This window comes from Streptomyces sp. NPDC048416, assembly GCF_043200435.1.
GTDB lineage: Bacteria > Actinomycetota > Actinomycetes > Streptomycetales > Streptomycetaceae > Streptomyces.
In genome coordinates this window covers 40,352-66,769 of record NZ_JBICXU010000033.1, presented here as the reverse complement: position 1 = coordinate 66,769, position 26,418 = coordinate 40,352, and the positions used below count along the sequence as shown (strand labels likewise).

The 26,418-nt window shown below is 72.0% G+C and carries 27 protein-coding genes; 11 read left to right on the top strand and 16 right to left on the bottom strand.

Features of this window, described 5'->3' with window-relative positions; genetic code table 11:
* Window positions 1-49: 49 nt before the first annotated feature.
* From ACGFW5_RS30050 to ACGFW5_RS30040, 3 genes are all read right to left on the bottom strand, one after another.
* The gene (locus ACGFW5_RS30050) at window positions 50-1,093 is read right to left on the bottom strand and encodes a zinc-dependent alcohol dehydrogenase family protein (protein ID WP_393837458.1); all 1,044 of its coding nucleotides are present in this window, start codon (window positions 1,091-1,093) and stop codon (window positions 50-52) included.
* An 18-nt stretch (window positions 1,094-1,111) separates the two neighbouring features.
* On the bottom strand, window positions 1,112-1,747 hold the full coding sequence (locus ACGFW5_RS30045; protein ID WP_393837479.1) for a lysoplasmalogenase: 636 nt from the start codon (window positions 1,745-1,747) through the stop codon (window positions 1,112-1,114).
* Window positions 1,748-1,890: 143 nt separating this feature from the next.
* Entirely contained in the window at window positions 1,891-2,811 is a 921-nt protein-coding gene (locus ACGFW5_RS30040; RefSeq protein WP_393837457.1) for a sterol desaturase family protein, read from the bottom strand.
* Between the two features lie 169 nt (window positions 2,812-2,980).
* On the opposite strand from ACGFW5_RS30040, the gene ACGFW5_RS30035 reads away from it, so the two are divergent.
* The gene (locus ACGFW5_RS30035; protein ID WP_393837456.1) at window positions 2,981-6,043 is read left to right on the top strand and encodes an NACHT domain-containing protein; all 3,063 of its coding nucleotides are present in this window, start codon (window positions 2,981-2,983) and stop codon (window positions 6,041-6,043) included.
* Between the two features lie 3 nt (window positions 6,044-6,046).
* Here ACGFW5_RS30035 and ACGFW5_RS30030 read toward each other — a convergent pair whose 3' ends face one another.
* From ACGFW5_RS30030 to ACGFW5_RS30010, 5 genes are read right to left on the bottom strand one after another with little or no spacing between them, the layout of a single operon-like run.
* Complete coding sequence (locus ACGFW5_RS30030) at window positions 6,047-6,760, bottom strand: VIT family protein (protein WP_393837455.1); 714 nt, start codon at window positions 6,758-6,760, stop codon at window positions 6,047-6,049.
* 24 nt (window positions 6,761-6,784) lie between these two features.
* The gene (locus ACGFW5_RS30025) at window positions 6,785-8,011 is read right to left on the bottom strand and encodes an amidohydrolase family protein (protein WP_393837454.1); all 1,227 of its coding nucleotides are present in this window, start codon (window positions 8,009-8,011) and stop codon (window positions 6,785-6,787) included.
* On the bottom strand, window positions 8,008-9,459 hold the full coding sequence (locus ACGFW5_RS30020; RefSeq protein ID WP_393837453.1) for an amidohydrolase family protein: 1,452 nt from the start codon (window positions 9,457-9,459) through the stop codon (window positions 8,008-8,010). The genes ACGFW5_RS30025 and ACGFW5_RS30020 overlap by 4 nt, the downstream gene beginning before the upstream one ends.
* Before the next feature lie 13 nt (window positions 9,460-9,472).
* Window positions 9,473-10,357 carry an SDR family NAD(P)-dependent oxidoreductase gene (locus tag ACGFW5_RS30015; protein WP_393837452.1) on the bottom strand — a complete coding sequence of 295 codons (885 nt, stop codon included), beginning with the start codon at window positions 10,355-10,357 and terminating at the stop codon, window positions 9,473-9,475.
* Between the two features lie 2 nt (window positions 10,358-10,359).
* Window positions 10,360-11,157 (bottom strand): acetoacetate decarboxylase family protein, encoded by a 798-nt coding sequence (locus ACGFW5_RS30010; RefSeq protein ID WP_393837451.1) that lies wholly within the window; start codon window positions 11,155-11,157, stop codon window positions 10,360-10,362.
* 112 nt (window positions 11,158-11,269) lie between these two features.
* On the opposite strand from ACGFW5_RS30010, the gene ACGFW5_RS30005 reads away from it, so the two are divergent.
* The 6 genes from ACGFW5_RS30005 to ACGFW5_RS29980 all read left to right on the top strand — a co-directional run bounded on the left by ACGFW5_RS30005 (window position 11,270) and on the right by ACGFW5_RS29980 (window position 17,145).
* The gene (locus tag ACGFW5_RS30005; protein ID WP_393837450.1) at window positions 11,270-11,944 is read left to right on the top strand and encodes a TetR/AcrR family transcriptional regulator; all 675 of its coding nucleotides are present in this window, start codon (window positions 11,270-11,272) and stop codon (window positions 11,942-11,944) included.
* Between the two features lie 424 nt (window positions 11,945-12,368).
* Window positions 12,369-13,349: a DEDDh family exonuclease gene (locus ACGFW5_RS30000; RefSeq protein ID WP_393837449.1), complete on the top strand. Its 981-nt coding sequence runs from the start codon at window positions 12,369-12,371 to the stop codon at window positions 13,347-13,349.
* A 98-nt stretch (window positions 13,350-13,447) separates the two neighbouring features.
* On the top strand, window positions 13,448-13,681 hold the full coding sequence (locus ACGFW5_RS29995) for a hypothetical protein (RefSeq protein ID WP_114036065.1): 234 nt from the start codon (window positions 13,448-13,450) through the stop codon (window positions 13,679-13,681).
* 70 nt (window positions 13,682-13,751) lie between these two features.
* Complete coding sequence (locus tag ACGFW5_RS29990) at window positions 13,752-14,540, top strand: SURF1 family protein (protein ID WP_393837448.1); 789 nt, start codon at window positions 13,752-13,754, stop codon at window positions 14,538-14,540.
* 30 nt (window positions 14,541-14,570) lie between these two features.
* The gene (locus ACGFW5_RS29985) at window positions 14,571-16,385 is read left to right on the top strand and encodes a glycoside hydrolase family 15 protein (protein ID WP_393837447.1); all 1,815 of its coding nucleotides are present in this window, start codon (window positions 14,571-14,573) and stop codon (window positions 16,383-16,385) included.
* Between the two features lie 4 nt (window positions 16,386-16,389).
* A complete protein-coding gene (locus ACGFW5_RS29980; RefSeq protein ID WP_393837446.1) occupies window positions 16,390-17,145 on the top strand; it encodes an SDR family oxidoreductase in 756 nt (251 codons plus the stop codon).
* A 185-nt stretch (window positions 17,146-17,330) separates the two neighbouring features.
* On the opposite strand, the gene amaP is transcribed toward ACGFW5_RS29980, so the two are convergent.
* The 5 genes from amaP to ACGFW5_RS29955 all read right to left on the bottom strand — a co-directional run bounded on the left by amaP (window position 17,331) and on the right by ACGFW5_RS29955 (window position 19,756).
* Window positions 17,331-17,909, bottom strand: a complete 579-nt coding sequence (gene amaP, locus ACGFW5_RS29975; protein ID WP_393837445.1) for an alkaline shock response membrane anchor protein AmaP — start codon at window positions 17,907-17,909, stop codon at window positions 17,331-17,333.
* Between the two features lie 3 nt (window positions 17,910-17,912).
* A complete protein-coding gene (locus ACGFW5_RS29970) occupies window positions 17,913-18,605 on the bottom strand; it encodes a DUF6286 domain-containing protein (RefSeq protein WP_393837444.1) in 693 nt (230 codons plus the stop codon).
* Entirely contained in the window at window positions 18,602-18,952 is a 351-nt protein-coding gene (locus ACGFW5_RS29965) for an iron-sulfur cluster assembly protein (protein ID WP_393837443.1), read from the bottom strand. The genes ACGFW5_RS29970 and ACGFW5_RS29965 overlap by 4 nt, the downstream gene beginning before the upstream one ends.
* Before the next feature lie 3 nt (window positions 18,953-18,955).
* The gene (locus ACGFW5_RS29960) at window positions 18,956-19,147 is read right to left on the bottom strand and encodes a hypothetical protein (RefSeq protein WP_393837442.1); all 192 of its coding nucleotides are present in this window, start codon (window positions 19,145-19,147) and stop codon (window positions 18,956-18,958) included.
* 111 nt (window positions 19,148-19,258) lie between these two features.
* The gene (locus ACGFW5_RS29955) at window positions 19,259-19,756 is read right to left on the bottom strand and encodes an Asp23/Gls24 family envelope stress response protein (protein ID WP_393837441.1); all 498 of its coding nucleotides are present in this window, start codon (window positions 19,754-19,756) and stop codon (window positions 19,259-19,261) included.
* An 88-nt stretch (window positions 19,757-19,844) separates the two neighbouring features.
* Between ACGFW5_RS29955 and ACGFW5_RS29950 the strand changes: the two genes are divergently transcribed.
* A complete protein-coding gene (locus ACGFW5_RS29950; protein WP_393837440.1) occupies window positions 19,845-20,513 on the top strand; it encodes a hypothetical protein in 669 nt (222 codons plus the stop codon).
* A 159-nt stretch (window positions 20,514-20,672) separates the two neighbouring features.
* Here the strand turns inward: ACGFW5_RS29950 and ACGFW5_RS29945 are convergent, their stop codons facing one another.
* From ACGFW5_RS29945 to ACGFW5_RS29935, 3 genes are all read right to left on the bottom strand, one after another.
* Complete coding sequence (locus ACGFW5_RS29945; protein WP_393837439.1) at window positions 20,673-21,473, bottom strand: enoyl-CoA hydratase/isomerase family protein; 801 nt, start codon at window positions 21,471-21,473, stop codon at window positions 20,673-20,675.
* Between the two features lie 148 nt (window positions 21,474-21,621).
* The gene (locus ACGFW5_RS29940; RefSeq protein ID WP_018518904.1) at window positions 21,622-21,843 is read right to left on the bottom strand and encodes a helix-turn-helix domain-containing protein; all 222 of its coding nucleotides are present in this window, start codon (window positions 21,841-21,843) and stop codon (window positions 21,622-21,624) included.
* Window positions 21,844-22,252: 409 nt separating this feature from the next.
* The gene (locus ACGFW5_RS29935) at window positions 22,253-23,851 is read right to left on the bottom strand and encodes an ABC-F family ATP-binding cassette domain-containing protein (RefSeq protein ID WP_393837438.1); all 1,599 of its coding nucleotides are present in this window, start codon (window positions 23,849-23,851) and stop codon (window positions 22,253-22,255) included.
* Between the two features lie 452 nt (window positions 23,852-24,303).
* Here ACGFW5_RS29935 and ACGFW5_RS29930 point away from each other — a divergent pair, with 452 nt between their 5' ends.
* The 3 genes from ACGFW5_RS29930 to ACGFW5_RS29920 all read left to right on the top strand — a co-directional run bounded on the left by ACGFW5_RS29930 (window position 24,304) and on the right by ACGFW5_RS29920 (window position 26,366).
* A complete protein-coding gene (locus ACGFW5_RS29930; RefSeq protein ID WP_393837437.1) occupies window positions 24,304-25,197 on the top strand; it encodes a neutral zinc metallopeptidase in 894 nt (297 codons plus the stop codon).
* A 90-nt stretch (window positions 25,198-25,287) separates the two neighbouring features.
* Entirely contained in the window at window positions 25,288-25,677 is a 390-nt protein-coding gene (locus tag ACGFW5_RS29925) for a VOC family protein (RefSeq protein WP_393837436.1), read from the top strand.
* A gap of 122 nt (window positions 25,678-25,799) precedes the next feature.
* Window positions 25,800-26,366: a Uma2 family endonuclease gene (locus ACGFW5_RS29920; RefSeq protein ID WP_393837435.1), complete on the top strand. Its 567-nt coding sequence runs from the start codon at window positions 25,800-25,802 to the stop codon at window positions 26,364-26,366.
* The last annotated feature ends 52 nt before the right edge of the window (window positions 26,367-26,418 follow it).

The window sequence follows — 26,418 nt, the reverse complement described above, 5'->3', positions numbered from 1 at the left end:
GAGTTGAAGGGGGCCGTCCGCGCCGCGGGCGGCCCCTTCGCCGTGCGTGCTACGGCTTGACGAGGACCTTCAGGGCGGTGCGCTCGTCCATCGCGCGGTACCCGTCGGGCACGCCGTCGATGCCGACCGTGAGGTCGAAGACCGGGGACGGGTCGATGGTGCCGTCGAGAATGTCGGCGAGCAGTTCGGGGATGTAGGTGCGGACGGGGGCGACGCCGCCGCGCAGTGCGATGTTCCGGTCGAACATGACGCCGAGGTCGAGGCCGGTGCCGCTGCCGTGCGGGACGCCGACGTAGCCGATGGCGCCGCCGTCACGCGTGATGTCGACCGCGGTGCGCATGGACTGCTCGGTGCCGACGGCCTCGATGACGGCGTGCGCCCCGTGGCCCCGGGTCAGCGAGCGCACCGCGTCCACGGCGGCCTCGCCGCGTTCGGCGACGACGTCGGTGGCGCCGAAGAGCTTCGCGATGTCGGTACGTGCCGGGTGACGGCCGAGCGCGATGATCCGGTCGGCGCCGAGCCGCTTGGCCGCGAGCACCCCGCACAGGCCGACGGCGCCGTCACCGACGACGGCGACGGTCGACCCGCGCTTGACGCCGGCCCCGATAGCCGCGTGGTGGCCGGTGCCCATGACGTCGGACAGCGCGAGCAGCGCGGTCAGCAGGTGGTCGTCGGATGCGGCATCGGCGGGCAGCTTGACCAGGGTGCCGTCGGCGAACGGCACACGCACCGCTTCGCCCTGACCGCCGTCGGAGCCGACCGAACCCCAGAAGCCGCCCTGCGGGCAGGAGGTGGTCAGGCCTTCGGAGCAGAAGTCGCAGGTGCCGTCGGACCAGACGAAGGGGGCGACGACGAGGTCGCCCTTGCGCAGACCCCGCACCTCGGACCCGGCTTCCTCGACGACGCCCAGGAACTCGTGCCCGATCCGCTGCCCCGGCTTGCGCGCGGACTCGCCGCGGTAGGCCCACAGGTCGCTGCCGCAGATGCAGGCGCGCAGGACACGGACGACCGCGTCGGTGGACACCTGGACCTTCGGGTCCGGCACCTCCTCCACCCGGATGTCGTGGGGGGCGTGGATGACGGTCGCGCGCATGGTGCAGGTCCTTGCCGGTCAGGGGGTGGTTCGGGTGACACGGGTGGTTCGGGTGGTTCGGGACTCCTCACGGTACGCCTGTGCGAGCAGCGCCTGCGCTGCGACGTAGGTCAGCATGATCCAGAAGTCGGGGCGCGGGGGCTGCGGCCAGTCCGCGACGCCGGTGGCGATGAGGGTGTCGGAGAGCAGGAACAGCGCGCCGCCCAGACCGACGAGCGGGCCGAGCCGGGAGGAGCGGTAGGCCATCGCGGTGAGCAGCAGGCTGTATCCGGCGACCGGGATCCGCAGCCCGCCCGGCAGGTCGGTCCAGAGCGCGGCGACGGTGGCGGCCAGGGCGATCCCGTACGCGGCGCCGAGCCAGGGATGCGTCCTGCCGCGCCCGAACAGCACGAGGTAGCAGACGTGCCCGGCGGCGAAGCAGCCCATGCCGAGCAGGAACGCGGCGTCGGCGTCCGAGAGCAGGAACACGTCGCCGCCCCAGCCGCACAGGAGCGCGCCGATGAGCAGCGGGCGGCCGCCCCGCGCGTACACGTGCCCGGCGAGCAGCGGCATGAGCAGCGGCTTGGCGATCAGGTGCCCGGTGCGCCAGCCGGCGAGGAGCGCGACGAGGTCGAGAAGACAGGCGAGCGCGAAGGCGACGAGAAGCGGGGTGATCACGGCGGCGTGCCGTATGCGGGTTGCGGCCGGGGCCGGGGCCGGGGTTGCGCCAGGGGCCCCCGCCGGGCCCGGGGTCGGGGCCGGGGGTGACGCCTCGCCCGGGTCCGTCCCGGGCGGGACGGCGTCCGCGCCGGGACGTGTCATACCGCGCGCTCCGCCACGTTGGCGGGCGCGGCGGCGGGCTCCGTGACCGGCTCGGCGGCGGCCCCGGTGGTCGCTCGCACCGCGGGCCGCGGCTGCCAGCCCGGCCCGCCGAAGACCCGCCCGGCCCGCTCGCGCCAGGTGCTCGCGGCCCGCACGTCGCGGGCGATGGCGGCGTACTCGTGGGTGGCGACGCGCAGCGGGTTGAACGTGGAGATGTTCTTGGTGAGCCCGAACACGGGCCGCTCGGTCTCGACGGTGAACGAGCCGAACATCCGGTCCCAGATGATCAGGATTCCGCCGAAGTTGCGGTCCAGGTAGCCGCCCTGCGAGGCGTGGTGCACCCGGTGGTGCGAAGGCGTGTTGAAGACGAACTCGAACGGCCGGGGCAGCTTGCCGACCCGCTCGGTGTGCACCCAGAACTGGTAGACGAGGTTGGCCGACGAACAGAACGCGAGGACGGCCGGGTGCACGCCGAGCGCGATCAGCGGCACGTAGAAGGGCCATACGGTCCAGGTCGTCCAGGGCTGGCGCAGTGCGGTGGTGAGGTTGAACCTGCGGCTGGAGTGGTGCACCACGTGGCAGGCCCACAGGATCCGGATGACGTGGTGGCCGCGGTGCGACCAGTAGTAGAAGAAATCCTGCCCGAGCAGCATCAGCGGCACGGTCCACCACAGCACGGGGATGCTGAGCGGGGTCAGGGCGTAGACCGCCGCATAGATCGCGACGATGGGAATCTTCCACAGCGCGTCGAAGACCAGACTGCCGAGCCCCATGCCGACGCTGGTGGCGGCGTCCTTCGACTCGTACCCGGTGGCGTCCTCGTCCGGATGGAGGCGGTAGCTCACCATCTCGACGACGGTCAGCAGCACGAAGGCGGGTATCGACCACAGCACGACATCGGGCAGGTTCGGCGACATGCCTGCACCGTAGGGGCGCGGTGGCAGGTCCGGCTAGATGTTGTTACCCACAAGTATGCGAGACGTGTTGTCAGCAGCCTTTGGTGAGTTCCACCAATCGGCGCTCGGCGCGCGGCGTACGATCGCCGGCACTGGTGCGCTCTGGGGGGAGACAACTGCGGTGTCAGGCATGGAAGTTGTGGTCGTACGCCTCGCGAGCACGGTCATGTCGACGCTCGCGAAGTCCGTCCTGGCCCCGAAGCCGGGTGCGGGCCTGGTCGCCGGGCCGTTGCGCCCGCTACCGAAGCCGGCGTCGCCGGACCGCCTCGCGAGGGTCCTGGGACAGCGCCTGGAGGAGGCTTACGCGCGACTCCCCGAGCACGAGCGCACGGCGGCCCTTTACGCGGTGCGGGACGGCTTCGCGGCCGCCGGCGCGCTCGACGCGGACCGGCTCTTCTCCCTGGGCCTGGCCCCGGAGCGGCTGGCCGCCGAGGTACGCCGCCCGCACCCGGGCCCCGGCGAGGCCCTCTATGAGGAGCTCCTGACCCTGTGCTGCGCGCACGTCCTGGAACAGCTCACGGCGCATCCCTCCTTCGCGGCGCGGGCGGCGGTGGAGCAGGCCAGGTCTGCCGAGGCTGCGCGCGAGCTCATCGAGGACCTACGCGACCGGGTGGGCCCGCGCCCCGAGGCGGCCGCTCTCGCCTTCGAGGAGACGTACGCGCGGTACGTGGCGCGGACGCACAGCCGCCTGGAACTGTTCGGCCTGACCCTCGGGCGCTCGGCGGGCGAGTGGCCGCTGGACACGGCGTACATCAGCCTGGCCGTCAGCGGCGAGCCACGCCAGGCGGTGGGTCTCCCCGACGCCCAGCTCACCACGGTGAGCGTCGAGCAGGCGCTGGCCGGCACGGACCGGCTGCTGCTGCGCGGCCCGGCGGGCTCGGGCAAGTCCACGCTGGTGCAGTGGCTGGCCCTGAACGCGGCCCGCCGGACCTTCGGCCCCGGACTGGCCGACTGGAACAGGTGTGTTCCCTTCGTGCTGCGGCTGCGGGCCTTCACCGCGGCCGAGTCCCTGCCGATGCCGGAGGACTTCCTGCGGGCGGCCGGAGTGCCGCTGGCCCCCGCGCCCGGCTGGGCCGAGTCGCTCCTGACCGAGGGGCGGGCCCTGGTCCTGGTGGACGGCGTGGACGAGGTGCCGATGCGGCTGCGGGCTCGCACGGAGGCGTGGCTGAAGTCGCTGGTCACCGCTTTCCCTCAGGCCCGGTACGTGGTGACGACGCGGCCGTCGGCGGTGCCGGAGGACTGGCTGGCGGGCCGCGGCTTCGTGGCGCACTCGCTGCTTCCGATGGAGCGGGACGACGTGCGCGCGTTCGTGGCGCACTGGCACCAATCTGCGCGACTGGCCTGCCCGGACGCCGAGGAGCTGGCCCGCCTGGACTCCTACGAGCAGTCGCTCCTCACCGCGGTGAGCTCCCGGCGCGATCTGGGGCGGCTCGCCACCAACCCGCTGATGTGCGCGCTCCTGTGCGCCCTGAACCGGGATCGCCGCATGCAACTTCCGCGCGCGCGAAAGGAGTTGTATGACGCGGCGCTCGACATGCTGCTCGTACGCCGCGACACGGAGCGCGAGATCACCGGCGTCGAGGGGGTCGCCCTCACCCGGGACGAACAGACGGCCCTGCTGCAACGCCTCGCGTACTGGCTGATCCGCAACGGGCTCACGGAGGCGGGCCGAGGCGAGGCCGCGTCGATGGTGGCGGGGTGGCTCGGCGCGATGCCGCAGGTGACGGGCGAGCCGGACCAGGTCTTCGCGCACCTGCTGATCCGCAGCGGGCTGCTGCGCGAGCCGGTGCCGGGCTCGGTGGGCTTCGTGCACCGCACCTTCCAGGACTACCTGGGCGCGAAGGCGGCGGTGGATGAGCGGGACTTCGGGGTCCTTGTGCGCAACGCGCACGACGACACGTGGGACGACGTGGTGCGGATGGCAGTGGGGCATGCGCGGGTGGACGAACGCGCGCGTCTGCTGCGGCAGTTGATGCGCCGCGCCGATCACGCGCCGCGGCTTCGGCATCGTTTGGTGCTGTTGGCCGCGGCCAGCCTGGAGCACGCCCCGGAGCTGGATCCACTGGTGCGGGCCGAGGTGGAGGAGCGGGCCCGGGAGTTGATGCCCCCGCGCACCTGGGACGAGGCGGAGGCCCTGGCCAAGGTGGGGCCGCTGGTGCTTGAGCTGCTGCCGGGGCCGGAAGGGTTGTCCGAGGACGAGGCGGCCTGTGTGGTGCGGACGGCTGGGCTGATCGGCGGGGATACGGCGCTGGGGGTGATCAGGCGGTTCCGGGAGGATGAGCGGCCGAAGGTGCGGGTGCAATGCGCCATGTCATGGAGCAAGTTCGACGCAGCCGAGTACGTAACAGAGGTGCTGAATCCACCCTCTGGGTGGGACACCACGTATCTCACCGTACGCACCGAGGAGCAGCTGGCACAGCTAAGCCGGCTGCGCGAAGTACGGATGATCAATCTAGAGGGCGACCGTGCACTGCCGGAGATCATTCTCACCCGTCGAAGCCTGACCGCTTTGAACCTCTATGCGAACGGCGTCGTCGATGACCTGGCCCCCTTGCGTCAGCTCAGCTCTTTGAAACGCCTGGCACTCAGCAATTGTCCGGCCGTCACGGATCTCACACCGGTCCGCGACCTGCCCTCCCTCCGCGACCTCGGCCTGACCGCGCTCTCGCCGGACCTATGCCTGACCCCTCTGGCCGGACTCGACCGACTGCAGTCCCTCACCCTGGGGATCCCGGGTGAGACCCGGCGGCTTGCCGACCTCCCGGCTCCGGACGGCCTCCTCACCCTGGGGCTATTCCGGGGATCGGAGAGGATCAGCCTGAGCGGTCTGGAGCGCTGGCCGGACCTCCACAACCTGACCGTCACGGGTGGCCTTCAGGCCGGGGAACTGGCCCATCGCTCCACCCTGCCTAAGCTGCGCACCCTGCAGATCTGTGACTGTCCAACTTTCGCCCCGGCCACATTGATCCAGCACCACGGGCTGATCGGCCTCCACCTGCTCAACTGCCGCCTGGACGCCGGCCTGGCTATCTTGCGCGAGCTGCCGGATCTGCGGTATTTGGCGCTTCATAACTGCACGGGCCGGATCGACTTGAGCCCCCTCATCCATCTGCACCAACTTCACATCCGGTACAGCGGTACGGAAGTCCAAGGCGCCGACCTCATCCCGCCCAACCGTCTGGAACGGTACTGACCCTCACACCCCCACCGCCCCCAACAGCACCCCCGCCCCGTAAGTGACCGCCATCGCCACCGCGCCCCCGCCCACATTCCGCAGGACCGCGCGGTTCGCCGGGGCCGAGCCCAGGCGGGCGCTCCACCAGCCGGTGAGGGCGAGCGCGGCCAGGACCGAGCCGACCGTCACATACAGGCGGACCGGCGACGGGGGCAGCACGATCGCGAGGAGGGGGAGCAGCGCGCCCGCCGTGAAGGCGAGGAAGCTGGCCCATGCCGCGTGCCAGGGGTTGGTGAGTTCGTCGGGGTCGATGCCCAGCTCGACGGCGGCGTGCGCGCGCAGCGCGTCGCGTTCGGTGAGCTGGACCGCCGCCTCCCGGGCCACCTCCTCGCTGAGCCCGCGCTGCGCCAACAGGCTGGTGAGCTCGGCCAGTTCGGCCTCCGGCGACTCCTTCAGTTCGCGGCGCTCCATGGCGAGCGCGGCCTTCTCGGAGTCACGCTGGGTGGAGACCGAGACGTACTCGCCGGCCGCCATGGACATGGAGCCGGCCAGCAGTCCTGCCAGGCCCGCCGTCAGGAGGGCCGAGCGGTCGTCGGTCGCGCCGGCCACGCCCACGACGAGGCCCGCGGTGGAGACGATGCCGTCGTTGGCGCCCAGGACCGCGGCCCGCAGCCAGTTGAGCCGCGAGCCGAGCGCCCCGTTGTGCGCCTCGTCGTGCTGGTCGGATGAGCTCATGCGGGGCAGGGTCTCACCCGGCCCTCACCACACGCGCACCGACCCACCGAGCGCGAACGCGGGGCTCGACGCCTCGGCCGGTATCTCCTTCAGCGGCTCGGCGATCTCCGCCACCGTGGGGCCGACCCGGGCCGCGATCCCGTCCAGGAACGGCAGGTCGAAGCCGTAGACACGGGCCGCGTTGCCCCCGGTCATCGCCGCGACCTCCTCGCTCGGCACACCCGCGTACGCGATCCGCAGGCCCTCCCGCGAGAAGGGCGTGGTGCCCTCGTCGTGCGGGTAGTCGCTGCCCCACATGATCTTGTCGAGGCCGATACGGTCCCGTAGCGGCACCTCGTGCGGCCGCATGAAGCTCGCGCCGACGAAGCAGTTGTCCCGCCACACCTGCGAGGGCCCCTTGCCCATCGAATCGGCAAGCCCCGCGCCGAACTTGGACTCCGCCGTGGACGCCTTCGTCGCGGCCGCGACCAGCCGCCCGTGGTAGTAGTCCAGCATGTCGAGGACGCCGGGGATCCAGCCCGAACCCTGCTCGGTGAGCACGAGGTCGAGGTCCGGGTGGCGGGTGAAGACCCCGCCGAATATCAGGTGCCACAGCGCCCGGTGCGAGAACCACGTCGTCTCCACCATGAACACCGCCCGCGCGGCCGGCTCCTCCCCGAGCGGCGGGGATGCGGACCCGCCGTGGTGGTTGACCGGCACGCCGAGCTCGGCGCAGACCGCCCAGATCGGGTCGTAGACGGCGGAGTAGAGCTCGGGGACCCCCGAGCCCGGCGGGACGCCCGGCAGCAGGATGCCACCGGTCAGGCCCGCGTCCTTGGCCCGGCGGATCTCGCGCACCGCCTCGTCCACGTCGTTGAGGAGGATCTGCGCGACGCCCGCCCGGCGTCCCGGCGCCTCGGAACAGAAGTCGGCGAGCCAGCGGTTGTGCGCGCGCAGGCCCGCCCAGCGCTGCTCGAACTCCTCGCGTGTGGGGGCGGGCGCCATGAGGGAGGCGGACGGGAAGAACGGCGGGATCGTGTTGGGGAAGAGGACTTCCGCGACGATGCCGTCCGCCTCCAGCTCGGCCAGCCGGCGGGCCGAGTTCCAGTTGCGGTCGGCCGTGTCGGCCATCAGGTCCTCGTACGGATTGACGTAGGTGGCGGCCCACGCGTCAAAGGCGTCGTGGTACTTCGACTCCAGGTAGGGCCGGTAGTCCAGGAGATCGGCCCCGGCGTGACAGTCCGCCGAGATGACCGTGTAGCGCTCGTTCATCGTGTTACCCCCAGGGCCGGGAAGTCGTGTTCGGTCAGCCAGTGCCGGCCCACCTCGCGCGAGCGCGCCCAGGACGCCTCGACCGCCACCTGGTCGTCGGGCTGGCCGAGTTCGGCGGGGGTCGGCCCGATCCGGCGGGCGAGCGGTGCGAGCTTGGCGGTGTCGAAGCCGAAGACCTCCGCCGCCGCGAGGCCGAGCATCCGCCGGGTCTCGCTCACCGGGATGTCGTGGAAGGTGGTGCGCAGCCACTCACGGGTGTTGGGCCAGGTGCCCTCCGGGTGCGGGAAGTCGGAGCCCCACAGGATGTTGTCGACGCCGATCTCGTAGCGCTGGGCCAGTTCGCGGCGCTTGGTGTTGGTGGCGCAGATGAAGATCTGCCGGTCCAGGTACTCGCTCGGCGGGCGCTTCAGCTCGGCGAACGGCGAGAGCTTCTTGCCGCCGTGCGCGCCGAGATAGAGCCGGTCCATGAACCACAGCAGGTTCGGCAGCCACCAGCAGCCCGACTCCGCCACCCCGAACGTGAGCCCTGGGTGCCGTTCGAAGACGCCGGACCACAGCAGGAACCAGAGCGGGCGCGCGGGCCACCACGTCACCTCGGAGACGTAGATGCCCAGGTGATCGCCGTACTCGTGACGCGGGGCCGCGCCCGAGTGGGTCACCAGCGGCATGCCGGTCTCGGCGGCCGCCGCCCACACCGGGTCGTAGCGACGGTCGTGATAGGGCGCCTTGTCCACCCACATCGAGGGGATCATCAGCGCGCCGAGCCCGGACTCCTTTGCCCGGTGGATCTCGGCGACGACCCGGTCGACCTCGCCCGTGACGGGCAACAGGGCCACCCCGCAGTGCCGTTCGGGGTGGTGGCCGACGAACTCGGCGAGCCAGCGGTTGTGTGCCTGCGCGCCTGCCATGCCGAGGTCGGGGTCCTGGTCGCCGGAGAGACCAAGGCCGACCCCGAAGGGGGCTGCGGTGCGGCTGTCGACGGCGTCCGCGTCGGGGAAGACGACCTCGCCGGCCACTCCGTCCCCGTCGAGTTCCTTGATGCGCTGCGCCGGGTCCCAACCGCCGCGCAGCCCTTCCTCGTTGTCGCTGAACCAGCGGTCGGCGAAGGCCTCGTTGCGTACGCCGAGCCGGGTCATCTCCTCGCGGCGGCGGTCGCGCCCCGCGAGGAACACGTCGAACTCCCGGTGGAAGCGGGCGTCCAGATAGGGCCGGTACTCCTCGGTGGGGAGCCCGGCGTGGCAGTCGGAGGAGACGATCAGGTACGGGTCGTTCTGCGCGGTTCGGGCTGTTTCCCGCGCTGCTTCTCCCGCTGCTTTTTTCTGCGCGTTCCGCGCCGTGTCCTGTGCTGCGTTCTGTGCCGTGTCCTGTGCTGCGTTCTGTGCCGTGTCCTGTGCCGCGTTCCGTGCCGTGGCCTGTGCCGCGTTCCGCGCTGCGTTCTGTGCTGTCATCGCACGTCCCTCGTCAGTCCAGAATGAAGCTCTCCAAATACGCCGGGTTCGCCCGGTCGAGCATCGACGTCGAACGCGCCCGGATCTGCCGGTCGCTGTGCTCGCTCGCCGGGAGCATCCAGAACCGGTCGGCGCGGATCCCGTCGACGACCTCCGCGGCCACGTCCTCGACCGGGGTGAACTCGATCTCCCGGCCCGCCGCCTTCATGGCCGACTCCCACTGGTCGAGGCTGCGGTAGGGGGTCCTGCGCGGCCGCTCCTTGGCGTACCGCTCGGGCCGGTTGCGGTGCGACTCCCACAGTCCGGTGCGCAGCATGTGCGGTCCGGGAAAGAGCACCGAGGCGCCGACCGGGACCCGTTCCGCCTTGAGGTGGGCGTACAGGGACTCGGTCATCGTGACCACCGCCGACTTGGTGACGGCGTACACGGACGCGGTCGGCAACGGGGCGATTCCGCCGTCCCCGGAGGAGGTGTTGACGACCCGGCCCGGCTCGCCGCCCGCGATCATGCGGGGCACGAAGGCCTGGATGCCGTGGAAGACGCCCCACACGTTGACCGCGAAGGCCCACTTCCAGTCGTTGACCTCGTGCTCCCACATCCGGCCCTCGGCGCCTGAGCCGACGCCCGCGTTGTTGCAGAGCACGTGCACGGCGCCGAAGGTGTCGTACGCGGCGTCGGCGAGCGCCGTCACGGACTCCCGCTCGCTGACGTCGACGGTACGGGCGAGCACCCGCGCCCCGTCCTCGCGCAGCTGCCCGGCCGCCTTCTCCAGGGCGCCCTCCTCGACGTCGGCGAGGACGACCTTCAGGCCCTCCGCGGCGAACCGCCGGGCCATCGCGAGCCCGATCCCGCTCGCCGCGCCGGTGACGACGGCGACCTGCCCCTGCCTCAGCTCCATGCTCAGACGCTCCCCTCGGGCGGCCCGTCCAGGATCTGCCGGGCGTCGTCGTAGCGCTGGTGGATGTACGGCAACAGGGCCTGGGCGCTGACCCGTTCGGCCACGGTGCCCTTCTGGTCGGTGGTCTTCTCGCCGATGGTGATCTCGACGACGCGGCGCACCGGCAGATCGGCCACGGGGTCGTACATCGACTCGCGCAGCACCACATCGCCGGTGATCTTCTCCAGCGTGCGCACCTTCTCGTTGCGTACGCAGTGCACGAGGACGGGTCCTGCGTCGAAGCCATCGCCGTCGACGGCGGGCAGGAACTTGAAGTAGAAGTCGGTCTTCCGCGTGGGCCCGGGCAGCGGCAGCGGGCCGTCCACGGCGCCCCGCACCTCGACGAAGGCGATGCCGTGCCGGGCGAGCGAGGCCCGTACGACCAGGCCGTCGCGTTCGACGACCACCTCGCCGAGCTTCTTCGGCTCGCCGAACACCTCGCGCCCGCCGATCAGGGCCCGCTCGTGGGTCATCGGCATGACCAGCGGATACCAGCCCTCCTGCCCGTCATGCACGGCGGCGACCGCGACCGAGCCGGCGCCGAGCGGGTAGCCGGGCAGGTCGACCTTGCTGATGTTGGCCCGCACCAGCGGGCGTTCGGCGGGTTTCAGCGGCGGCGGGAGCACGGCCGCGACCGCGTCGGGGTCGCTCTCCCAGACCGCCACCACGCCGGTCGACCAGATGTCGGGGAGCTTGGAACTCGCGGTGCGCGCGGCCTGGATCTCGGCCTCGGTGCGCGCCCCGTACCGTACGCGTGCCATGTCGTACCACCCTTCTCAGGCTGTTCTCCTCCGGGGGCCTGTAACACAGTTACACCGTGCTCGATGAAGGGTAAAGAGCCGTGCGGGTACGGGAATTGAGGGGGCATCAGATATGGCGCGTGTGTCGCTCACCCGGGAGGAGATCCTGGTCGCGGCCGGATCGCTGGTCAGACGGCACGGGCCGGCCGCCCTGACCATGCGCGGGCTCGCCGCCGAACTCGGCACGGCGGTCACCTCGATCTACTGGCACGTCGGCAACCGCGAGTCCCTTCTGGACGCGCTGGTCGAGCGGACCGTCGAGGAGCTGGGCGAGATCGTGCCGCGCGGGCGCACACCGGCCGCGCGGGTGGTCTCGGTCGCCCGCGCCCTGCGCCGCGAGCTGCGCGCCCGTCCCCATCTCATCGCGATGGTGCACGAACGCGGCCTGACCGAGCGGATGTTCTTGCCGGCCCAGCAGGCCCTGGTCCACGAGATGCACGCGGCGGGCCTGCGCGGCGCCCGGGCGGCGCGGGCGGTGCGGGCCGTCCAGTTCCAGGTGGTGGGGTACGTCCTGGTCGAGCGGAACCGGGAGCGCGCTCCGCGCCAGCGCCCGGCGGAGGAGGAACTGTGGCAGCCGGCGGCGGCCGGGCAGGACCCCGCGCTGGCCCGCGCGCTGGCGGCGCCGGTGGACCAGGACCGGCTGTTCGCCGATTCGGTGAGGGCGCTCGTGGCGGGACTGCTCGCGGGCACGGAAGCGGGACGCGGGACGCGGGGCGCGGGGCACGGGACGCGGGGCACGGAAGCGTGACGTGGGAGGCGGAACGCGGAACGTGGGAGGCGGAACGTGGGAGGCGGAACGTGGAACGTGGGAGGCGGAACGTGGGAGGCGGAACGTGGGAGGCGGCACGCGGAACGCGGGACGCGGAACGCGGGACGCGGCACATGGAAGGCGGCACGTGGAAGGCGGCACGTGGAAGGCGGCACGCGGAACGTGGGAGGGGCGAAGCGGGAGGCTCGGCGTCGGGGGCTTCGCCCGCCGCACCGGTGCGCGCGAGGTGTGTGCCGGCGCTCACCCGGCCACCCGCGGGGGTGGCTTCCGCGTGGCCGGGCGGGGGCACATATCGGCTGATCCGGGCGCCAGTTGAGGGGCGCGGGCCGCTGGGGCCGGGCCTGGGGCGGCCCGTCGTGGTCCCGGCCGCGGCCCGCGCTGTCAGTGCGGACCCGTATTCTCTGTGACCATGCTCGACGACCTGACGACAGCAGCGACGTGGCCGGCCGCCTACCCACCGGGGTACGCGGTCGTCGACGTGGAGACCACCGGCCTCGCCCGAGACGACCGGATAATCTCGGCTGCCGTCTACCGGCTCGACGCGCAGGGCAACGTCGAGGACCACTGGTACACGCTGGTCAACCCCGAGCGCGACCCCGGCCCGGTGTGGATCCACGGGCTGACAAGTGACGTGCTCGAAGGGGCCCCGCTCTTCCCGGACGTCGCCGAGGAGTTCGCTGCCCGGCTCGACGGGCGGGTCCTGGTCGCGCACAACGCCATCTTCGACTGGCAGATGATCGCGCGCGAGTACGCGCGGGCCGAGCGCACCGCGCCGGTCAAGCAGCGGCTGTGCACCATCGCCCTGTCCAAGGAGCTCGCCCTCCCGCTGCCCAATCACAAACTGGAGTCGCTGGCCGCGCACTACGGCGTCGTGCAGCAGCGCGCGCACCACGCGCTCGACGACGCGCGGGTGCTGGCCGAGGCGTTCCGGCCGAGCCTGCACGCGGCGGCGTCCGGCGGAGTGCGCCTCCCGCTCCTGGAATGCCGGCCGCTCACCGAGTGGACGGACTCACCCGCGGCCCCCCGCATCGGATACCAGGCCTCCTACCGTGGCGGCTCGGGCACCTGGCGGGCCTCGCGCAAGCGCCCCGCCTGCCCCCATCCCAACCCCGGCCGCTATGAGCCGGACCGGCCGCTGAAGCAGGGGATGCGGGTGGCGTTCTCCGGCGACACCTCCGTCGACCGCGAGTTGTTGGAGGACCGGGCCGTCGAGGCGGGGCTGCACGTGGCGACCAGCGTCTCGCGCCTGACCAGCCTGCTCGTCACCAACGATCCGGACTCGGCGACCTCCAAGACCGTCAAGGCGAAGTCGTTCGGCACACCGGTCGTGGACGAGGCCGCCTTCACCCAGTTGCTCCGGGACGTGACACCCGCCGACGGCTGAGCCCGGCGCCCCGGCCCGCGCCGCACCCAACCGGCAGACGGGTGAGTGCCGGGCGCGGCGCGCACCGCGCGCGCCGCGCAGCCCTCACCCTGTGGCGCATGGCACGTTGCGAGGTCTGCGGAAACGACTACGGGATGTCCTTCGAGGTGCACGCGCAGGGCGCGGTGCACGTCTTCGACTGCTTCTCCTGCGCCATCCACCGCATGGCGCCCATCTGTGAACACTGCCGGGTCCAGATCATCGGCCAGGGGGTCGAGGTCGAGGGCGCGTGGTACTGCGGGGCGCACTGTGCCCGCGCGGAGGGAAAGGCGGGCATCGTCGACAAGGTCTGACCCTCTTCCCGCCCCCTCCTCCTCCCACCCCACTCAGCGCACCCCGTGGCCCGAGTTGTACGGTCATGGGGTGTACCGCTTCTTGTTGTCCCGGCAGTGGGTGCTCGTCACCCTTCTGGCCCTGGCCCTCATCCCCACGATGATCGAGCTGGGCTTCTGGCAGCTGCACCGCCACGAGCACAAGGTCGCCCAGAACACGCTGATCGCCGACAACCTGAAGGCGCAGCCGCTCCCGGTGACCGAGCTCACCTCGCCCGGCCACACGGTCCCGCGGTCGGACTACTGGCGCAAGGTCAGCGCGACCGGCACCTGGGACACGGCGCACGAGGTCGTCGTGCGGCGCAGGACCGCGGCCGACGGCCGGGTCGGCTACCACGTGCTCACCCCGTTCGTCCTGGACGACGGCCCGACCGTGCTGGTCAACCGGGGCTGGATCGCCGACGACGGCAACCAGACGGACTTCCCGAAGATCCCCGCGCCGCCCCGCGGCAAGGTCACCATCTCCGGCCGCCTGATGGCCGACCAGACGACCGCGGCCAGCGGCATCAAGGACGTCAAGGGCCTGCCGCCCCGCCAGGTCATGCTGATCAGCAGCGCCCAGCAGGCCAAGACGCTGGGCCGGCCGGTGCTCGGCGGATACATCGAGCAGACCGCGCCCGAACCGCCCGGCGACTCCCCCGAACTGATTCCCGCCCCCGACGACAGCTCCATCGGCCCGCACATGGCGTACGCCGTCCAGTGGTGGCTGTTCTCGGCCGCGGTGCCGGTCGGCTGGTTCATCCTCGTACGCCGTGAGAAGCAGGACCGCGAGGCCGCCGAGGCCGAGCCCGCCATGACGCCGGAGCACGCGGCTGCTTAGCAATTTGCCCGGCCGGGAACACGCCTTGGCGTGACCCAACGTACACAGCGCATCGAGGACTACGCCCTCATCGGCGACCTGCAGACCGCGGCACTCGTCGGCCGGAACGGCTCCGTCGACTGGCTCTGCCTGCCCCGCTTCGATTCGGCCGCCTGCTTCGCGGCACTGCTCGGTGACGAGAACAACGGCCACTGGCGGATCGCCCCCGCCGAGGCAGGACACACGGGGCAGTGCTCACGGCGCGCCTATCTGGACGACTCGCTCGTCCTGGAGACCTTCTGGGAGACCCGCACCGGCACGGTCAAGGTCATCGACTTCATGCCGCAGCGCGATGTGGCGCCCGATGTGGTGCGCATCGTGGAGGGTGTCAGCGGCACCGTCGAGATCAGCTCCGTCCTTCGGCTGCGCTTCGACCACGGCCATGTGGTGCCCTGGATGCGCCGTTCGGACGGACACCGCGTGGCGGTCGCGGGCCCCGACTCGGCGTGGCTGCGCAGCGAGCCCGAGGTCAAGACGTGGGGCCAGGACCTGAGTACGCGCTCGTCCTTCACCGTCGACAAGGGGGAGAAGGTCGCGTTCGTCCTCACCTGGCACGCCTCGCACGAGCCGCGCCCAAACCTCATCGACCCCTACGAATCCCTCGAACAGTCCCTCGCCGACTGGCGGGAGTGGTCGGCGCGCTGCCGCTACCGCGGCCCCTACCGGGACGCCGTGATGCGCTCCCTGATCACCCTCAAGGCCCTCACCTACGCCCCCACCGGCGGCATCGTGGCCGCGCCCACCACCTCGCTGCCCGAGGAGATCGGCGGCATCCGCAACTGGGACTACCGCTACTGCTGGCTGCGCGACTCCACCCTCACCCTCGAAGCGCTCCTGTCGGCCGGCTACCTGGAGGAGGCCGGCCACTGGCGTGACTGGCTGCTGCGGGCCGTGGCGGGCGACCCCGCGGACCTCCAGATCATGTACGGGATCGCCGGCGAGCGCAGGCTCCCCGAGAGTGAACTCCCCTGGCTGAAGGGCCACTTCGGGTCGGCGCCGGTACGGATCGGCAACGCGGCCGTCGAGCAGCTGCAACTCGATGTGTACGGGGAGGTCGTCGACTCGCTGTACCTGGCGCGCCGTGCGGGCCTCAAGAGCGAGTCGCACGCCTGGAACATCCAGCTCAGCCTGCTCGGCTTCCTCGAACAGCGCTGGCGCGAACCGGACGAGGGCCTGTGGGAGGTGCGCGGGCCGCGCCGGCACTTCGTCCACTCCAAGGTGATGGCCTGGGTGGCGGCGGACCGCGCGGTGCGCACCCTGGAGGCGGAGCCGACACTGCGCGGCGACGCGGAGCGCTGGCGGCGGATGCGCGACGAGGTGCACGCGGAGGTGTGCGAGAAGGGCTACGACCCGGTCCGCAACACCTTCACCCAGGCCTACGGCTCCTCCGAACTGGACGCGGCGACCCTGCTCATCCCCCGGGTCGGCTTCCTGCCGGCGGACGATCCCCGGGTGGTCGGCACGGTCGACGCGGTCCGCGCCGAGCTCGGCCAGGGCGGGTTCGTACGTCGCTACAGCACCGACGGCGCGACCGAGGACGTCGACGGCCTGCCGGGCGACGAGGGCACCTTCCTGGTGTGCTCGTTCTGGATGGCAGACGCGCTGCGCCTGACGGGCCGGGTCAAGGAGGCACGGGAGATGTTCGAGCGGCTTCTGACCCTGCGCAACGACGTGGGGCTGCTCGCCGAGGAGTACGACCCGGTGTCCGGGCGTCAGCTCGGCAACTTCCCGCAGGCGTTCAGCCACATCGGCCTGGTCGCCACCGCCTGCGCGATGGAACCGGACTGCGGCGACGAGGCAGGATAGGCGCATGGATCTTGGACTGAAGGACCGCGTGTACGTAGTCACCGGCGCCTCGCGGGGTCTCGGCCTCGCCGTCGCCCGCGCGCTGGTCGCGGACGGCGCGAAGGTGGTCGTCACCGGCCGCGACGAGACGACCCTGAAGGGGGCGGCCGCCGGACTCGGCACCGGCGTGCTGCCGGTGGCCTGCGACAACGCCGACCCGGAGTCGGCGGCACGGCTCATCGCCGCCGCGCGCGACCACTTCGGGCGCTTCGACGGGGTGCTCATCAGCGTGGGCGGCCCGGCGCCGGGCTTCGTCGCGGACAACACCGACGAGCAGTGGCGGTCCGCCTTCGAATCGGTCTTCCTCGGCGCCGTCCGGATCGCCCGCGCCGCCGCTGCCGAGCTCGACGAGGGCGGGGTGATCGGCTTCGTGCTGTCCGGCTCCGTGCACGAACCGATCCCCGGCCTGACCCTCTCCAACGGGCTGCGCCCCGGGCTGGCGGGGTTCGCCAAGTCGCTCGCCGACGAGCTGGGCCCGCGCGGCATCCGCGTCGTGGGGCTGCTTCCGGCCCGCATCGACACGGACCGGGTCCGTCAGCTCGACGAGCTGTCCGGCGACGCGGATGCGGCGCGCGCGGCCAACGAGGCGAGGATTCCGCTGCGCCGCTACGGCACGCCCGAGGAGTTCGGCCGCACGGCCGCCTTCCTGCTCTCCCCCGCGGCCTCGTATCTGACCGGCGTCATGCTTCCGGTGGACGGCGGGGCACGGCACGGCTTCTGACCGGCGTCATGCTCCCGGTGGACGGCGGGGCACGGCACGGCTCCTGACCGGCGTCATGCTCCCGGCGGACGGCGGGGCATGGCACGGCTTCCGACCGGCGCGGCCGGGGGCCCGGGGTCCACCGGCGCGACCGGGGGGGGCGGGGCCGACTGCGCCCGGGCTCCCGCCCCACGCCCTTCAGGGCCTCAACTCACGCGCCGCGCCCGGTGTTTGACCGCCCGCAGCCGGACCTCGGCAGGCAGCTCCGTGAGGCCCGCCGAGGTCCTGGCGTGGGCCAGCGACTCCTCGTCGAGGCGTACGAGCGCCACCGCCGGCCGGGCGTGCGGCTCAAGGAGCAGGGCCACCCGTGCGGCCGGCGCGGTCCGCCTGCCCGCCAGGACGACCTTCGCCCGCGCCACCCCGTCCAGGGTCTCCGCCTCGCTTTCGAGCACCGACTCCAGGGCCCGGCCGCGCAGCAGCGCGCCCTCCCCGTCGCCGGAATCCACCAGGATCTCGGCGAGGCGGGCCCGGCGCAGCTGGGCGAGCAGCCACCACAGGGCGAGCAGCACGAGCAGCGCAAGGACGGCGATCACGACGGGCCACCACCAGTCCTGGTCGTGCCAGTGGACCCGGCGTGACCGGCTCACGAGTACATCGCGCTTGGTGCCCCAGGGCCACCAGGAGGGCACGTCGAGGCCAAGCCCGGCGGCGAGGACCGCGCCGCCCACGAGGAACAGCACGAGGCCGACGAGGCCGAGCACCACCCGATTGACCGTCCGCAGCATGGTTCAGCCCTTCCGTGCCGGGCGGCTGACCCGCACGGCGAGCCCGGGCGGCCCGGCAAGGCCGAGCTCCCGGATCCCCGCGCCGAGCGCCGCGTCCATGTCGGCCCGTACGTCGTCGAGTTCACGAAAGTGCGACAGGGCGCGCACGACGACCCGGCGGCGCCTCACACGGACCCGCGCCGACTGGACGCCGGCCACTTCCATGGCCCGGTCGCGCAGCACGAGCGCCGCCGCGCCCCGGTCGAGCCCGGCGTGCACGGCAGGCGACGGGCTGCGCATCGGCAGGATGCTCCGCAGGCCCGGGGTCAGCGCGAGCACGATCAGCCAGACACCGATGAGCGCCACGGCGCCCGCGCCGGCGAGGACCGCCACGTCGTCCATGGGGTGCCCGGCCAGCCAGTCGGCGAGCCTGACGCGCCAGCGCATCGCGGGGCGGTGGGCGCGCACCGATGCGACGTCGTACAGGAGGAACCCGGCCGCGGCCAGGATCACCAGGGCGAGCAGTCCGGCGGGGATGCGGCGCGCCGACCAGAATCGGCCCACCCTGCCGCCCTCGCCGTCGGCGAGTACCGGCACCGGGTCGTAGACGGCGCCCGACGCGGCCTGGTCGAGCCCGGCGCCGGGCGACGGTCCGTCGCCCTTCTCGATCACGGGCAGCCGCTGGGTGCTGCCTTCGCCTTCGTGCGGGTGGCTCATCGGATCCTCCCCCGGCTCGCCGTGGCCGCGTCCGCGGTGTGCAGACGCTCGATCTGCACCGCCACTTCGGGCACCTCCATGCCCGCCAACGCCCTTACCCGCTCGGCGACTTGGCGACGCACCGCGCGGCACTGGCCGCCGAGGTCGCCGGGGTAGCCGAGCTCGACACTGACCCGCACCCGGGCCACGTCCTGGTGCACGGTGACGGCGGCGTGCGGCGGGGCGCCCCCTTCGGGCGCCGTCTCCAACGCCTCCCTCGCCGCCTGCGCGGCGATCTTCGCCACGACCCGGTCGGCGATCCTGGTGGCGCCGCGCTCGGCGGGCTCGATCCGTTCGGCCACCGCCATGGGTCAGCGCCGCCGGTCGCCGCGGTCGCGCGGGCGGAAGAAGTCACCGGGTTCGAGGTCACCGTCCAGGAACCGGCCCGCCACGAATCCGATCGCACCGAGCGCCGCGACCAGCACGAAGGCCCCGAAGCCACCGAAGTATCCGGCGAAGGCGAGCGCCATGCCGGCCATCAGGCCAACCACCGCCATACTCATGCTGAGCTCCTTGGTCCCATGAGTTCCATGGGTTCCTGCCCGACCGTGCGGTCGGGCGTGGCCCGTCGGGGGCCGCCGAAAGGTGAAGTGGGCCCCGTGGGGCCGGCGGAGTTACTGGAGCCGGGACTCCGGCTCCTCGTCCTCGTCGTCGGGCAGCTTCACATCGCTGACCGCGAGGTTGACCTCGACGACTTCGAGCCCGGTCATCCGCTCCACCGCGGAGATCACGTTCTCGCGGACATCACGGGCCACCTCGGCGATCGACACGCCGTAGTCGACGACGATTTCGAGATCGAGCGCGGTCTGCACCTCGCCCACCTCGGCCTTGACCCCGCGGGTCACGGCCGGCTTGCCGCCCGGCACCCGGTCTCTGACCGCGCCGAACGTGCGGGAAAGGCCACTGCCCATGGCGTGCACGCCCACGACGTCCCGGGCCGCGAGCCCGGCGATCTTCTCGACGACGCCGTCGGCGATCGTGGTGCGGCCCCTGCCGCCCGGGTCGGCGCCGCCCCGCTTGAGGGTGGACGCCTTCTTGACCTGCTCGGCCGAGGCACCCGTCGACTCGTTCGTGGGTGCACCGGGCCGGTTGCGCTGTTCCGTGTCGCTCATGACCGTTCGTCCCTTCGCCCTTGGACTCCAATGCCCACATTAAGTGCGGTTGCCCCGACTCGCCCCTGCGATGCGGCAGGCTGGGGGAATGACCGGTGATGGATGGAATGCCGCGGTACGTCGTCGACTGGGCCTTGGCCGGCTGCTCGCGCTCGGCGGGCCCGAGGACGGCGTGTGGATCACTGAACGGGCGGCGACGTCGGTACTCGGCGCCGTCGCGGCGGCGCTGCCCGGCCTCGCCGTGACGTCCCTGCGCCTCGCCCCGGCCGACCCCGGGGCCGCGGCCGAACCGGCGGTGCCACCGCCGCCGTCCGCGCTGCCTCCCGGCCCGCTCCGCGTCTCGGCAGAGGTCGTCGCTCTCGGCGGCAGACCCCTGCCGGAGCTGGTGGCGGCGCTGCGGGAGGCCCTGTTCACGGCGGCGCGGGAGCGGCTCGGCCTGGTCGTCTCGGATGTGGACGTCCAGGTGACGGCCCTCCTCGACGACCTGCCGGATCCCCCCAACGGCGGTCCCCCGCCCGGGCCCACGGACCAGCCGGCCTCGGCGACGGCGACCGCCGCGCTCACCACGCCGGGCGTGGCCCGGCTGACCGCCGAACTGGGCCCCCCGGTACAGACGGCGGAGGGCCACGTCCGCGTGGAGGTGGCCACGGCCCCGCCCCACCACCCCCTGGAGGTCGCGAGAGCGGTACGCACGGCGGTGGGCCGGGCCGCGCCGGACGCGGATTCGGTGGCGGTCCTGATCACCTGGGCGGGCTGATCCGGGGCGACTCGGCCGTACGCCTTCCTGACGGGGTCCGGGCGTTCCGAACCGAGGCGCCCGCCGGAAGCCGGGCGAGGATACCGGGCGCGCCGGCCCGGAGCGGCCCGCCCCGCTCCCGGTGGGGACGCGGTGGCAGGCCCGGGTCGGCGCCCGGGGTCAGTCCGAGAGCCCCGCCAGGTCACGGAGCCGGCGGGCCTGAGCGGCCCGCTCGGCGAGCCGCTGCTCCTCGTAGTCCCGCGCGGCCGCGCCCCGCAGCAGCGCCTTCGTCTCCACCACGGCGTCCCGCGGCGCGGCCAGCAGGGCGCCCGCCAAGTCCCGTACCGCGGAGTCGAGTTCATCGGCCGGCACGGCAAGGTTGGCGAGGCCGACGCGCTCGGCCTCCTCCGCTCCGACGAAGCGTCCCGTCGCGCAGATTTCGAGCGCGCGGGCGTATCCGACGAGCCCCACGAGGGGATGCGTGCCGGTGAGGTCGGGGACGAGACCGAGGCTGGTCTCGCGCATGGCGAACTGCACGTCCTGCGCGACGACCCGGAGGTCGCAGGCGAGGGCGAGCTGGAAGCCGGCACCGATCGCGTGTCCCTGGACGGCCGCGATCGACACGATGTCGTTGCGGCGCCACCAGGTGAACGCCTCCTGGTATTCGGCGATGACCGCGTCGAGCTCCGCGTCGGAGCCGCGCGCGAGATCGAGGAACGAGGGCTCGCCGTCGAAGCCTTCGGGGGTGAAGGCCTGGCGGTCGAGACCGGCGGAGAAGGACTTGCCCTCGCCGCGCAGCACGACGACGCGCACGCTGCCCGGAAGCGACCGTCCGGCGTTCGTCAACGCCCGCCACAGAGCGGGAGACTGAGCGTTGCGCTTGGCCGGATTGGTCAGGGTCACCGTGGCGACCGCGTCGTCGACGGAGAGCCGAACACCGTCCTCGTCGAATACTTCGCGTGCGGATGCGGGCGTAGCCATGGGGCGCCTCCGGGTCAGTGGCCGTCAGTGAGCAACCGCTTGGCGGTCGCTAAGTGACTGCACAGTAACCACCCGGTCGGCCGCTGAGCCGACCGGGTGGCCACCACTGGACCTGGTGGGCCACAAGAGCTGCCCGATGCCGCCCCGGTCAGGCCGTGGCGGCCTTCTTGCCCCGTGTCGCTCCACCGCGTCCACGGAGAGTGACCCCGGACTCGCTGAGCATCCGGTGGACGAACCCGTAGGACCGGCCGGTTTCCTCGGCCAGCGCCCGGATGCTCGCACCGGAGTCGTACTTCTTCTTCAGGTCTGCCGCGAGCTTGTCGCGCGCGGCGCCGGTTACCCGGCTGCCCTTCTTCAGAGTCTCGGCCACCCGTGCCTCCTCATGGGAAGTGCGCTCTGGACTTCTCATGATCACCCCTTCCCGGCTTCCTGGCCACCCATTCGGCAAGGTCCGCGCAACAACCTTCCGGCTCCGGACGTCGGCCCAGCGGGGCGGAATGGCGCATTCCACCTGCGCTTGGACATATCCGCGGCCGAAAGTCGAGACGAAGCGCCAGGTCAGCGCTGTGTTCCGGGTCACACACCGAAAAAGGCCCGCCCCACGGGGGACGAGCCTTGATCCGGCGCCTGACACACCGGGGTACGAGACGCACTCACTCAGATTGAGGATCACGCGTGAGCCGAATGATCCATGGGAAGTGGATCAGCGGATGGATCATGCGTGGGGCCACGGCCGCATCACCGGTGGACGTGACCGACGGTCACCACACTCAGGACGCTCAGGCGAGGGCGACCAGGTCCGCGTAGTCCGGACCCCACAGGTCCTCGACGCCGTCCGGGAGCAGAATGATCCGCTCCGGCTGCAGCGCCTCGACGGCGCCCTCGTCGTGGGTGACCAGGACGACGGCGCCCTTGTAGGTGCGCAGCGCGCCCAGGATCTCCTCGCGGCTCGCCGGGTCGAGGTTGTTGGTGGGCTCGTCGAGCAGCAGGACGTTGGCGGATGACACGACGAGGGTGGCCAGGGCGAGCCTGGTCTTCTCACCGCCGGAGAGGACTCCGGCGGGCTTGTCGACGTCGTCGCCCGAGAAGAGGAACGAGCCGAGCGTCTTGCGCACCTCGACGAGGTCCAGGTCCGGCGCGGAGGAGCGCATGTTCTCCAGGACCGTGCGGTCGGGGTCCAGCGTCTCGTGTTCCTGCGCGTAGTAGCCCATCTTGAGGCCGTGCCCCGGGGTGACCTCTCCGGTGTCCGCCTTCTCGGCCCCGGCGAGCAGTCGCAGCAGGGTCGTCTTGCCGGCGCCGTTGAGGCCCAGGATGACGACGCGTGAGCCCTTGTCGATGGCCAGGTCGACGTCGGTGAAGATTTCGAGCGAGCCGTACGACTTGGACAGGCCCTCGGCGGTCAGCGGCGTCTTGCCGCAGGGCGCGGGCTCGGGGAAGCGCAGCTTGGCGACCTTGTCGGAGACACGCACGGCCTCAAGCCCGGAGAGCAGCCGCTCGGCGCGCTTGGCCATGTTCTGCGCGGCGACGGTCTTGGTGGCCTTGGCGCGCATCTTGTCGGCCTGCGAGTTGAGGGCCGCGGCCTTCTTCTCGGCGTTCTGGCGCTCGCGCTTGCGGCGCTTCTCGTCGGCCTCGCGCTGCTGCTGGTAGAGCTTCCAGCCCATGTTGTAGACGTCGATCTGGGAACGGTTGGCGTCCAGATAGAAGACCTTGTTGACGACCGTCTCGACGAGGTCGACGTCGTGGGAGATCACGATGAAGCCGCCGCGGTACGTCTTGAGGTAGTCGCGCAGCCACACGATGGAGTCGGCGTCGAGGTGGTTGGTCGGCTCGTCGAGGAGCAGGGTGTCGGCGTCCGAGAAGAGGATCCGGGCGAGCTCGATGCGTCGGCGCTGACCGCCGGAGAGGGTGTGCAGCGGCTGGCCGAGCACCCGGTCGGGCAGGCCGAGCGCGGCGGCGATGGTGGCGGCCTCGGCCTCGGCGGCGTACCCGCCCTTGGTGAGGAATTCCGTCTCAAGGCGCTCGTACTTCTTCATCGCCTTCTCGCGCGTGGCGCCCTTGCCGTTGGCCATGCGCTCTTCGTTCTCGCGCATCTTGCGCAGGACGTCGTCGAGGCCGCGTGCGGACAGGACGCGGTCACGCGCGAGCACGTCGAGGTCGCCGGTGCGCGGGTCCTGCGGCAGATAGCCGACCTCGCCCGAGCGCGTGATGGTGCCCGCGGCCGGGATGCCCTCGCCGGCCAGGCACTTGGTGAGGGTGGTCTTGCCCGCTCCGTTGCGGCCGACCAGGCCGATGCGGTCGCCCTTGGCGACACGGAAGGATGCGGACTCGATGAGGACTCGGGCGCCGGCGCGCAGCTCGATGCCGGTGGCGGTGATCACGGAAAGACTCCAGGGCGGTGTGGACGGCGGACGGGACGGCAAGAGGCGCCGCGCGAAGCGCGTCCTTGAAAGGGCGGTGACGGGCGACGGCAGTGCGTGGAGGTCGACGCCGCCTAATGCACAAGGAGAATTGCCATGGGGTCAATTCTAACTGGGCTCCGCAACCCGGTTTCCGCCACCGTCCGCAGGCCGCTCACCGGGGAGGTCGCTGCCCTGCGGGGTGGGAACCAGGGTGAAGGCGGTGCGGGCGGGGCGCGTGCGGGGCATGACGCGCCGAGGGGGCGGCCGGGGTGAGAAAACGGGCGTGACGCCAGGACCTGTCTCATACTCGGGGTGACCTTTTCGATACGCGGGGTGAGGGCCGGCTGCGGGGCGGTCACCCGACACCGCCCTTTCAGCGCGGGCGGAGTGTCCCGCGCGCGGCCCCGGTGGGACACGAGGTGGTACGCCGCATGCAGTTCGACGACGACGCCGATCTGGACACGTCCGAGGTCAAGGATGTGCGGGGCAGCCGGGTTCCCGGCGGGCGTGCCACGGTCGGCGGCGGCATCGTCGGTCTCCTCGCGCTGCTGCTCGGCCTGTTCTTCGGGGTGGGGCCCGAAGAGCTGGGGCTGTCGTCGGGCGACACCACGCCGGGCGCGCGTTCGTCGTCGGGGACCCAGGTGAACCAGAGCTGCCGTACCGGCTCGGACGCCAACACCAAGGAGGACTGCCGGGCCGTCGCGGTGGTCAACAGCGTGCAGGACTACTGGAGCCAGGCTTTCCCGCGCCGCAACGGCACGTACTCCCCCGCCCGGACCGTGCTCTTCACCGGGCGCGTCAACACCGCGTGCGGGACTGCCACATCGGCGGTCGGGCCCTTCTACTGTCCCGGCGACCGGCAGGTCTATCTCGATCTCGGGTTCTTCGACGAGCTGCGCACCACGTTCGGCTCAAGCGGCGGTCCCTTCGCGCAGGCGTACGTGGTGGCGCACGAGTACGGGCACCACGTCCAGAACCTGATGGGCACCCTGCGCAAGGCGCAGAACGGGCAGCGGGGCGCGGGCAGCGACGCGGTGCGGGTGGAGTTGCAGGCGGACTGCTACGCCGGGGTGTGGGCGCGGCACGCGACGACTACCCCGGACAGGGCGACCGGCCGGCCGCTGCTCGCCCGGCTCGACGACCAGGACATCAAGGACGGCCTGGACGCGGCGGCCGCGGTGGGCGACGACCGCATCCAGGAGAAGTTCCAGGGCCGGGTCACCCCGGAGACCTGGACGCACGGCTCGGCGCAGCAGCGCGGGCAGTGGTTCTCCACCGGCTACCGGACGGGCGACATGGCCCGCTGCGACACCTTCGCGCGCTGACGTGCGGCGGGAGGAGGTGTTGTCAGTGCCGGGTGCGAGACTGAGAGCCAGGTCACAGTCAGCGGCTTGGACGCGGAAAGGGTGATCGGTATGAGCGTGTGCCCCACGATTCTCTACAACGACGCGAAAGCGGCGATCCGCCAGCTCAAGGATGCCTTCGGCTTCACGGAGGTGTGTGCGTACGAGGCGGAGGACGGCAGCGTGATGCACGCCGAGCTGTCGTACGGGACGGGCGTGGTGATGCTCGGCTCCAAGGGCCGCGAGGGCCTGTTCGCGCGGACGATGGCCAACGGCGGCCCGGTGGGGGTGTACGTGGTGGTGAGCGATGTGGACGCGCACCACAAGCGCGCCGCCGAGCAGGGCGCGGAGATCCTGATGGAGCCGACGGACCAGGACTACGGCTCGCGGGACTACATGGCGAGGGACGCGGAGGGCAACGTGTGGAGCTTCGGCACGTATGCGCCGGGGGGCGGGGAGTAGGAGGGGCGGGGCTGCGCCCGGCCGAGGGGGCGGGGGGGCGGGATCAGCGAGCCGGACGGACGGCAGACAGTACGCTGAACCCAGCGGGATCGGGCCCGCGCACAGTGCCCGGGAGGTGCTTCGTGACGGCCGAGATGGTGGCCCCGGCATGGATGCATGAGCAGATCACGGCGGAGGAGTACGCGTCCTGGTCCGAGGAGCAGTGCGCCGGTATCGAGATCGTGGACGGGATGGTCGTCGTGAGCCCGAGTGCGTCCAAACGGCACAACCGGCCGGCGCGGATTCTGGCGAACGCCCTCGACGCGGCCGCGGGCCCGGAGTGGAACGCGGACACGGACTTCGATGTCCGGCTTCAGGACGTCCCGCTCACCAATCGCCGCCCGGACGTGGTCGTGTACCGCGCGGACACGATCGACATCACCCCCACCCGTCCTGAGCACGTGCTCCTGGTCGCGGAGGTGGTGTCGCCGGGCTCGGAGACCACCGACCGGATCGTGAAGGTCGACCAGTACGCCAAGGCGGGCATCGGCTTCTACTGGCGGATCGAGCAGGCCGCGACGGGCGTTCCTCTCGTGTACACCTACGTTCTCGACCCTGCGACGCGGACGTACCGGGACGGAGAGGTGTTCACCGGCGCCCTCAAGGCAGTTGCCCCCTTCCGCGTGGAGATCGACCTCGGCCAGGTCTGACCTACGTGTTGCTCAGCGTCGAACAGCTCGACGCTTCGGGGAAGAACCACGG

What these genes read in the sequence shown, in the direction of transcription:
- ACGFW5_RS30005 (WP_393837450.1), top strand. Translation starts at nt 11,270, where the DNA reads ATGGCGCGTGTGTCGCTCACCCGGGAGGAGATCCTGGTCGCGGCCGGA.
- ACGFW5_RS29945 (WP_393837439.1), bottom strand. Translation starts at nt 21,473, where the DNA reads ATGGCTACGCCCGCATCCGCACGCGAAGTATTCGACGAGGACGGTGTT.
- ACGFW5_RS30040 (WP_393837457.1), bottom strand. Translation starts at nt 2,811, where the DNA reads ATGTCGCCGAACCTGCCCGATGTCGTGCTGTGGTCGATACCCGCCTTC.
- ACGFW5_RS29980 (WP_393837446.1), top strand. Translation starts at nt 16,390, where the DNA reads ATGGATCTTGGACTGAAGGACCGCGTGTACGTAGTCACCGGCGCCTCG.
- ACGFW5_RS30035 (WP_393837456.1), top strand. Translation starts at nt 2,981, where the DNA reads ATGGAAGTTGTGGTCGTACGCCTCGCGAGCACGGTCATGTCGACGCTC.
- amaP (WP_393837445.1), bottom strand. Translation starts at nt 17,909, where the DNA reads ATGCTGCGGACGGTCAATCGGGTGGTGCTCGGCCTCGTCGGCCTCGTG.
- ACGFW5_RS30020 (WP_393837453.1), bottom strand. Translation starts at nt 9,459, where the DNA reads ATGACAGCACAGAACGCAGCGCGGAACGCGGCACAGGCCACGGCACGG.
- ACGFW5_RS29925 (WP_393837436.1), top strand. Translation starts at nt 25,288, where the DNA reads ATGAGCGTGTGCCCCACGATTCTCTACAACGACGCGAAAGCGGCGATC.
- ACGFW5_RS30025 (WP_393837454.1), bottom strand. Translation starts at nt 8,011, where the DNA reads ATGAACGAGCGCTACACGGTCATCTCGGCGGACTGTCACGCCGGGGCC.
- ACGFW5_RS29965 (WP_393837443.1), bottom strand. Translation starts at nt 18,952, where the DNA reads ATGGCGGTGGCCGAACGGATCGAGCCCGCCGAGCGCGGCGCCACCAGG.
- ACGFW5_RS29995 (WP_114036065.1), top strand. Translation starts at nt 13,448, where the DNA reads ATGGCACGTTGCGAGGTCTGCGGAAACGACTACGGGATGTCCTTCGAG.
- ACGFW5_RS29950 (WP_393837440.1), top strand. Translation starts at nt 19,845, where the DNA reads ATGACCGGTGATGGATGGAATGCCGCGGTACGTCGTCGACTGGGCCTT.
- ACGFW5_RS30010 (WP_393837451.1), bottom strand. Translation starts at nt 11,157, where the DNA reads ATGGCACGCGTACGGTACGGGGCGCGCACCGAGGCCGAGATCCAGGCC.
- ACGFW5_RS30030 (WP_393837455.1), bottom strand. Translation starts at nt 6,760, where the DNA reads ATGAGCTCATCCGACCAGCACGACGAGGCGCACAACGGGGCGCTCGGC.
- ACGFW5_RS29955 (WP_393837441.1), bottom strand. Translation starts at nt 19,756, where the DNA reads ATGAGCGACACGGAACAGCGCAACCGGCCCGGTGCACCCACGAACGAG.
- ACGFW5_RS30050 (WP_393837458.1), bottom strand. Translation starts at nt 1,093, where the DNA reads ATGCGCGCGACCGTCATCCACGCCCCCCACGACATCCGGGTGGAGGAG.
- ACGFW5_RS30015 (WP_393837452.1), bottom strand. Translation starts at nt 10,357, where the DNA reads ATGGAGCTGAGGCAGGGGCAGGTCGCCGTCGTCACCGGCGCGGCGAGC.
- ACGFW5_RS29960 (WP_393837442.1), bottom strand. Translation starts at nt 19,147, where the DNA reads ATGAGTATGGCGGTGGTTGGCCTGATGGCCGGCATGGCGCTCGCCTTC.
- ACGFW5_RS29970 (WP_393837444.1), bottom strand. Translation starts at nt 18,605, where the DNA reads ATGAGCCACCCGCACGAAGGCGAAGGCAGCACCCAGCGGCTGCCCGTG.
- ACGFW5_RS29930 (WP_393837437.1), top strand. Translation starts at nt 24,304, where the DNA reads ATGCAGTTCGACGACGACGCCGATCTGGACACGTCCGAGGTCAAGGAT.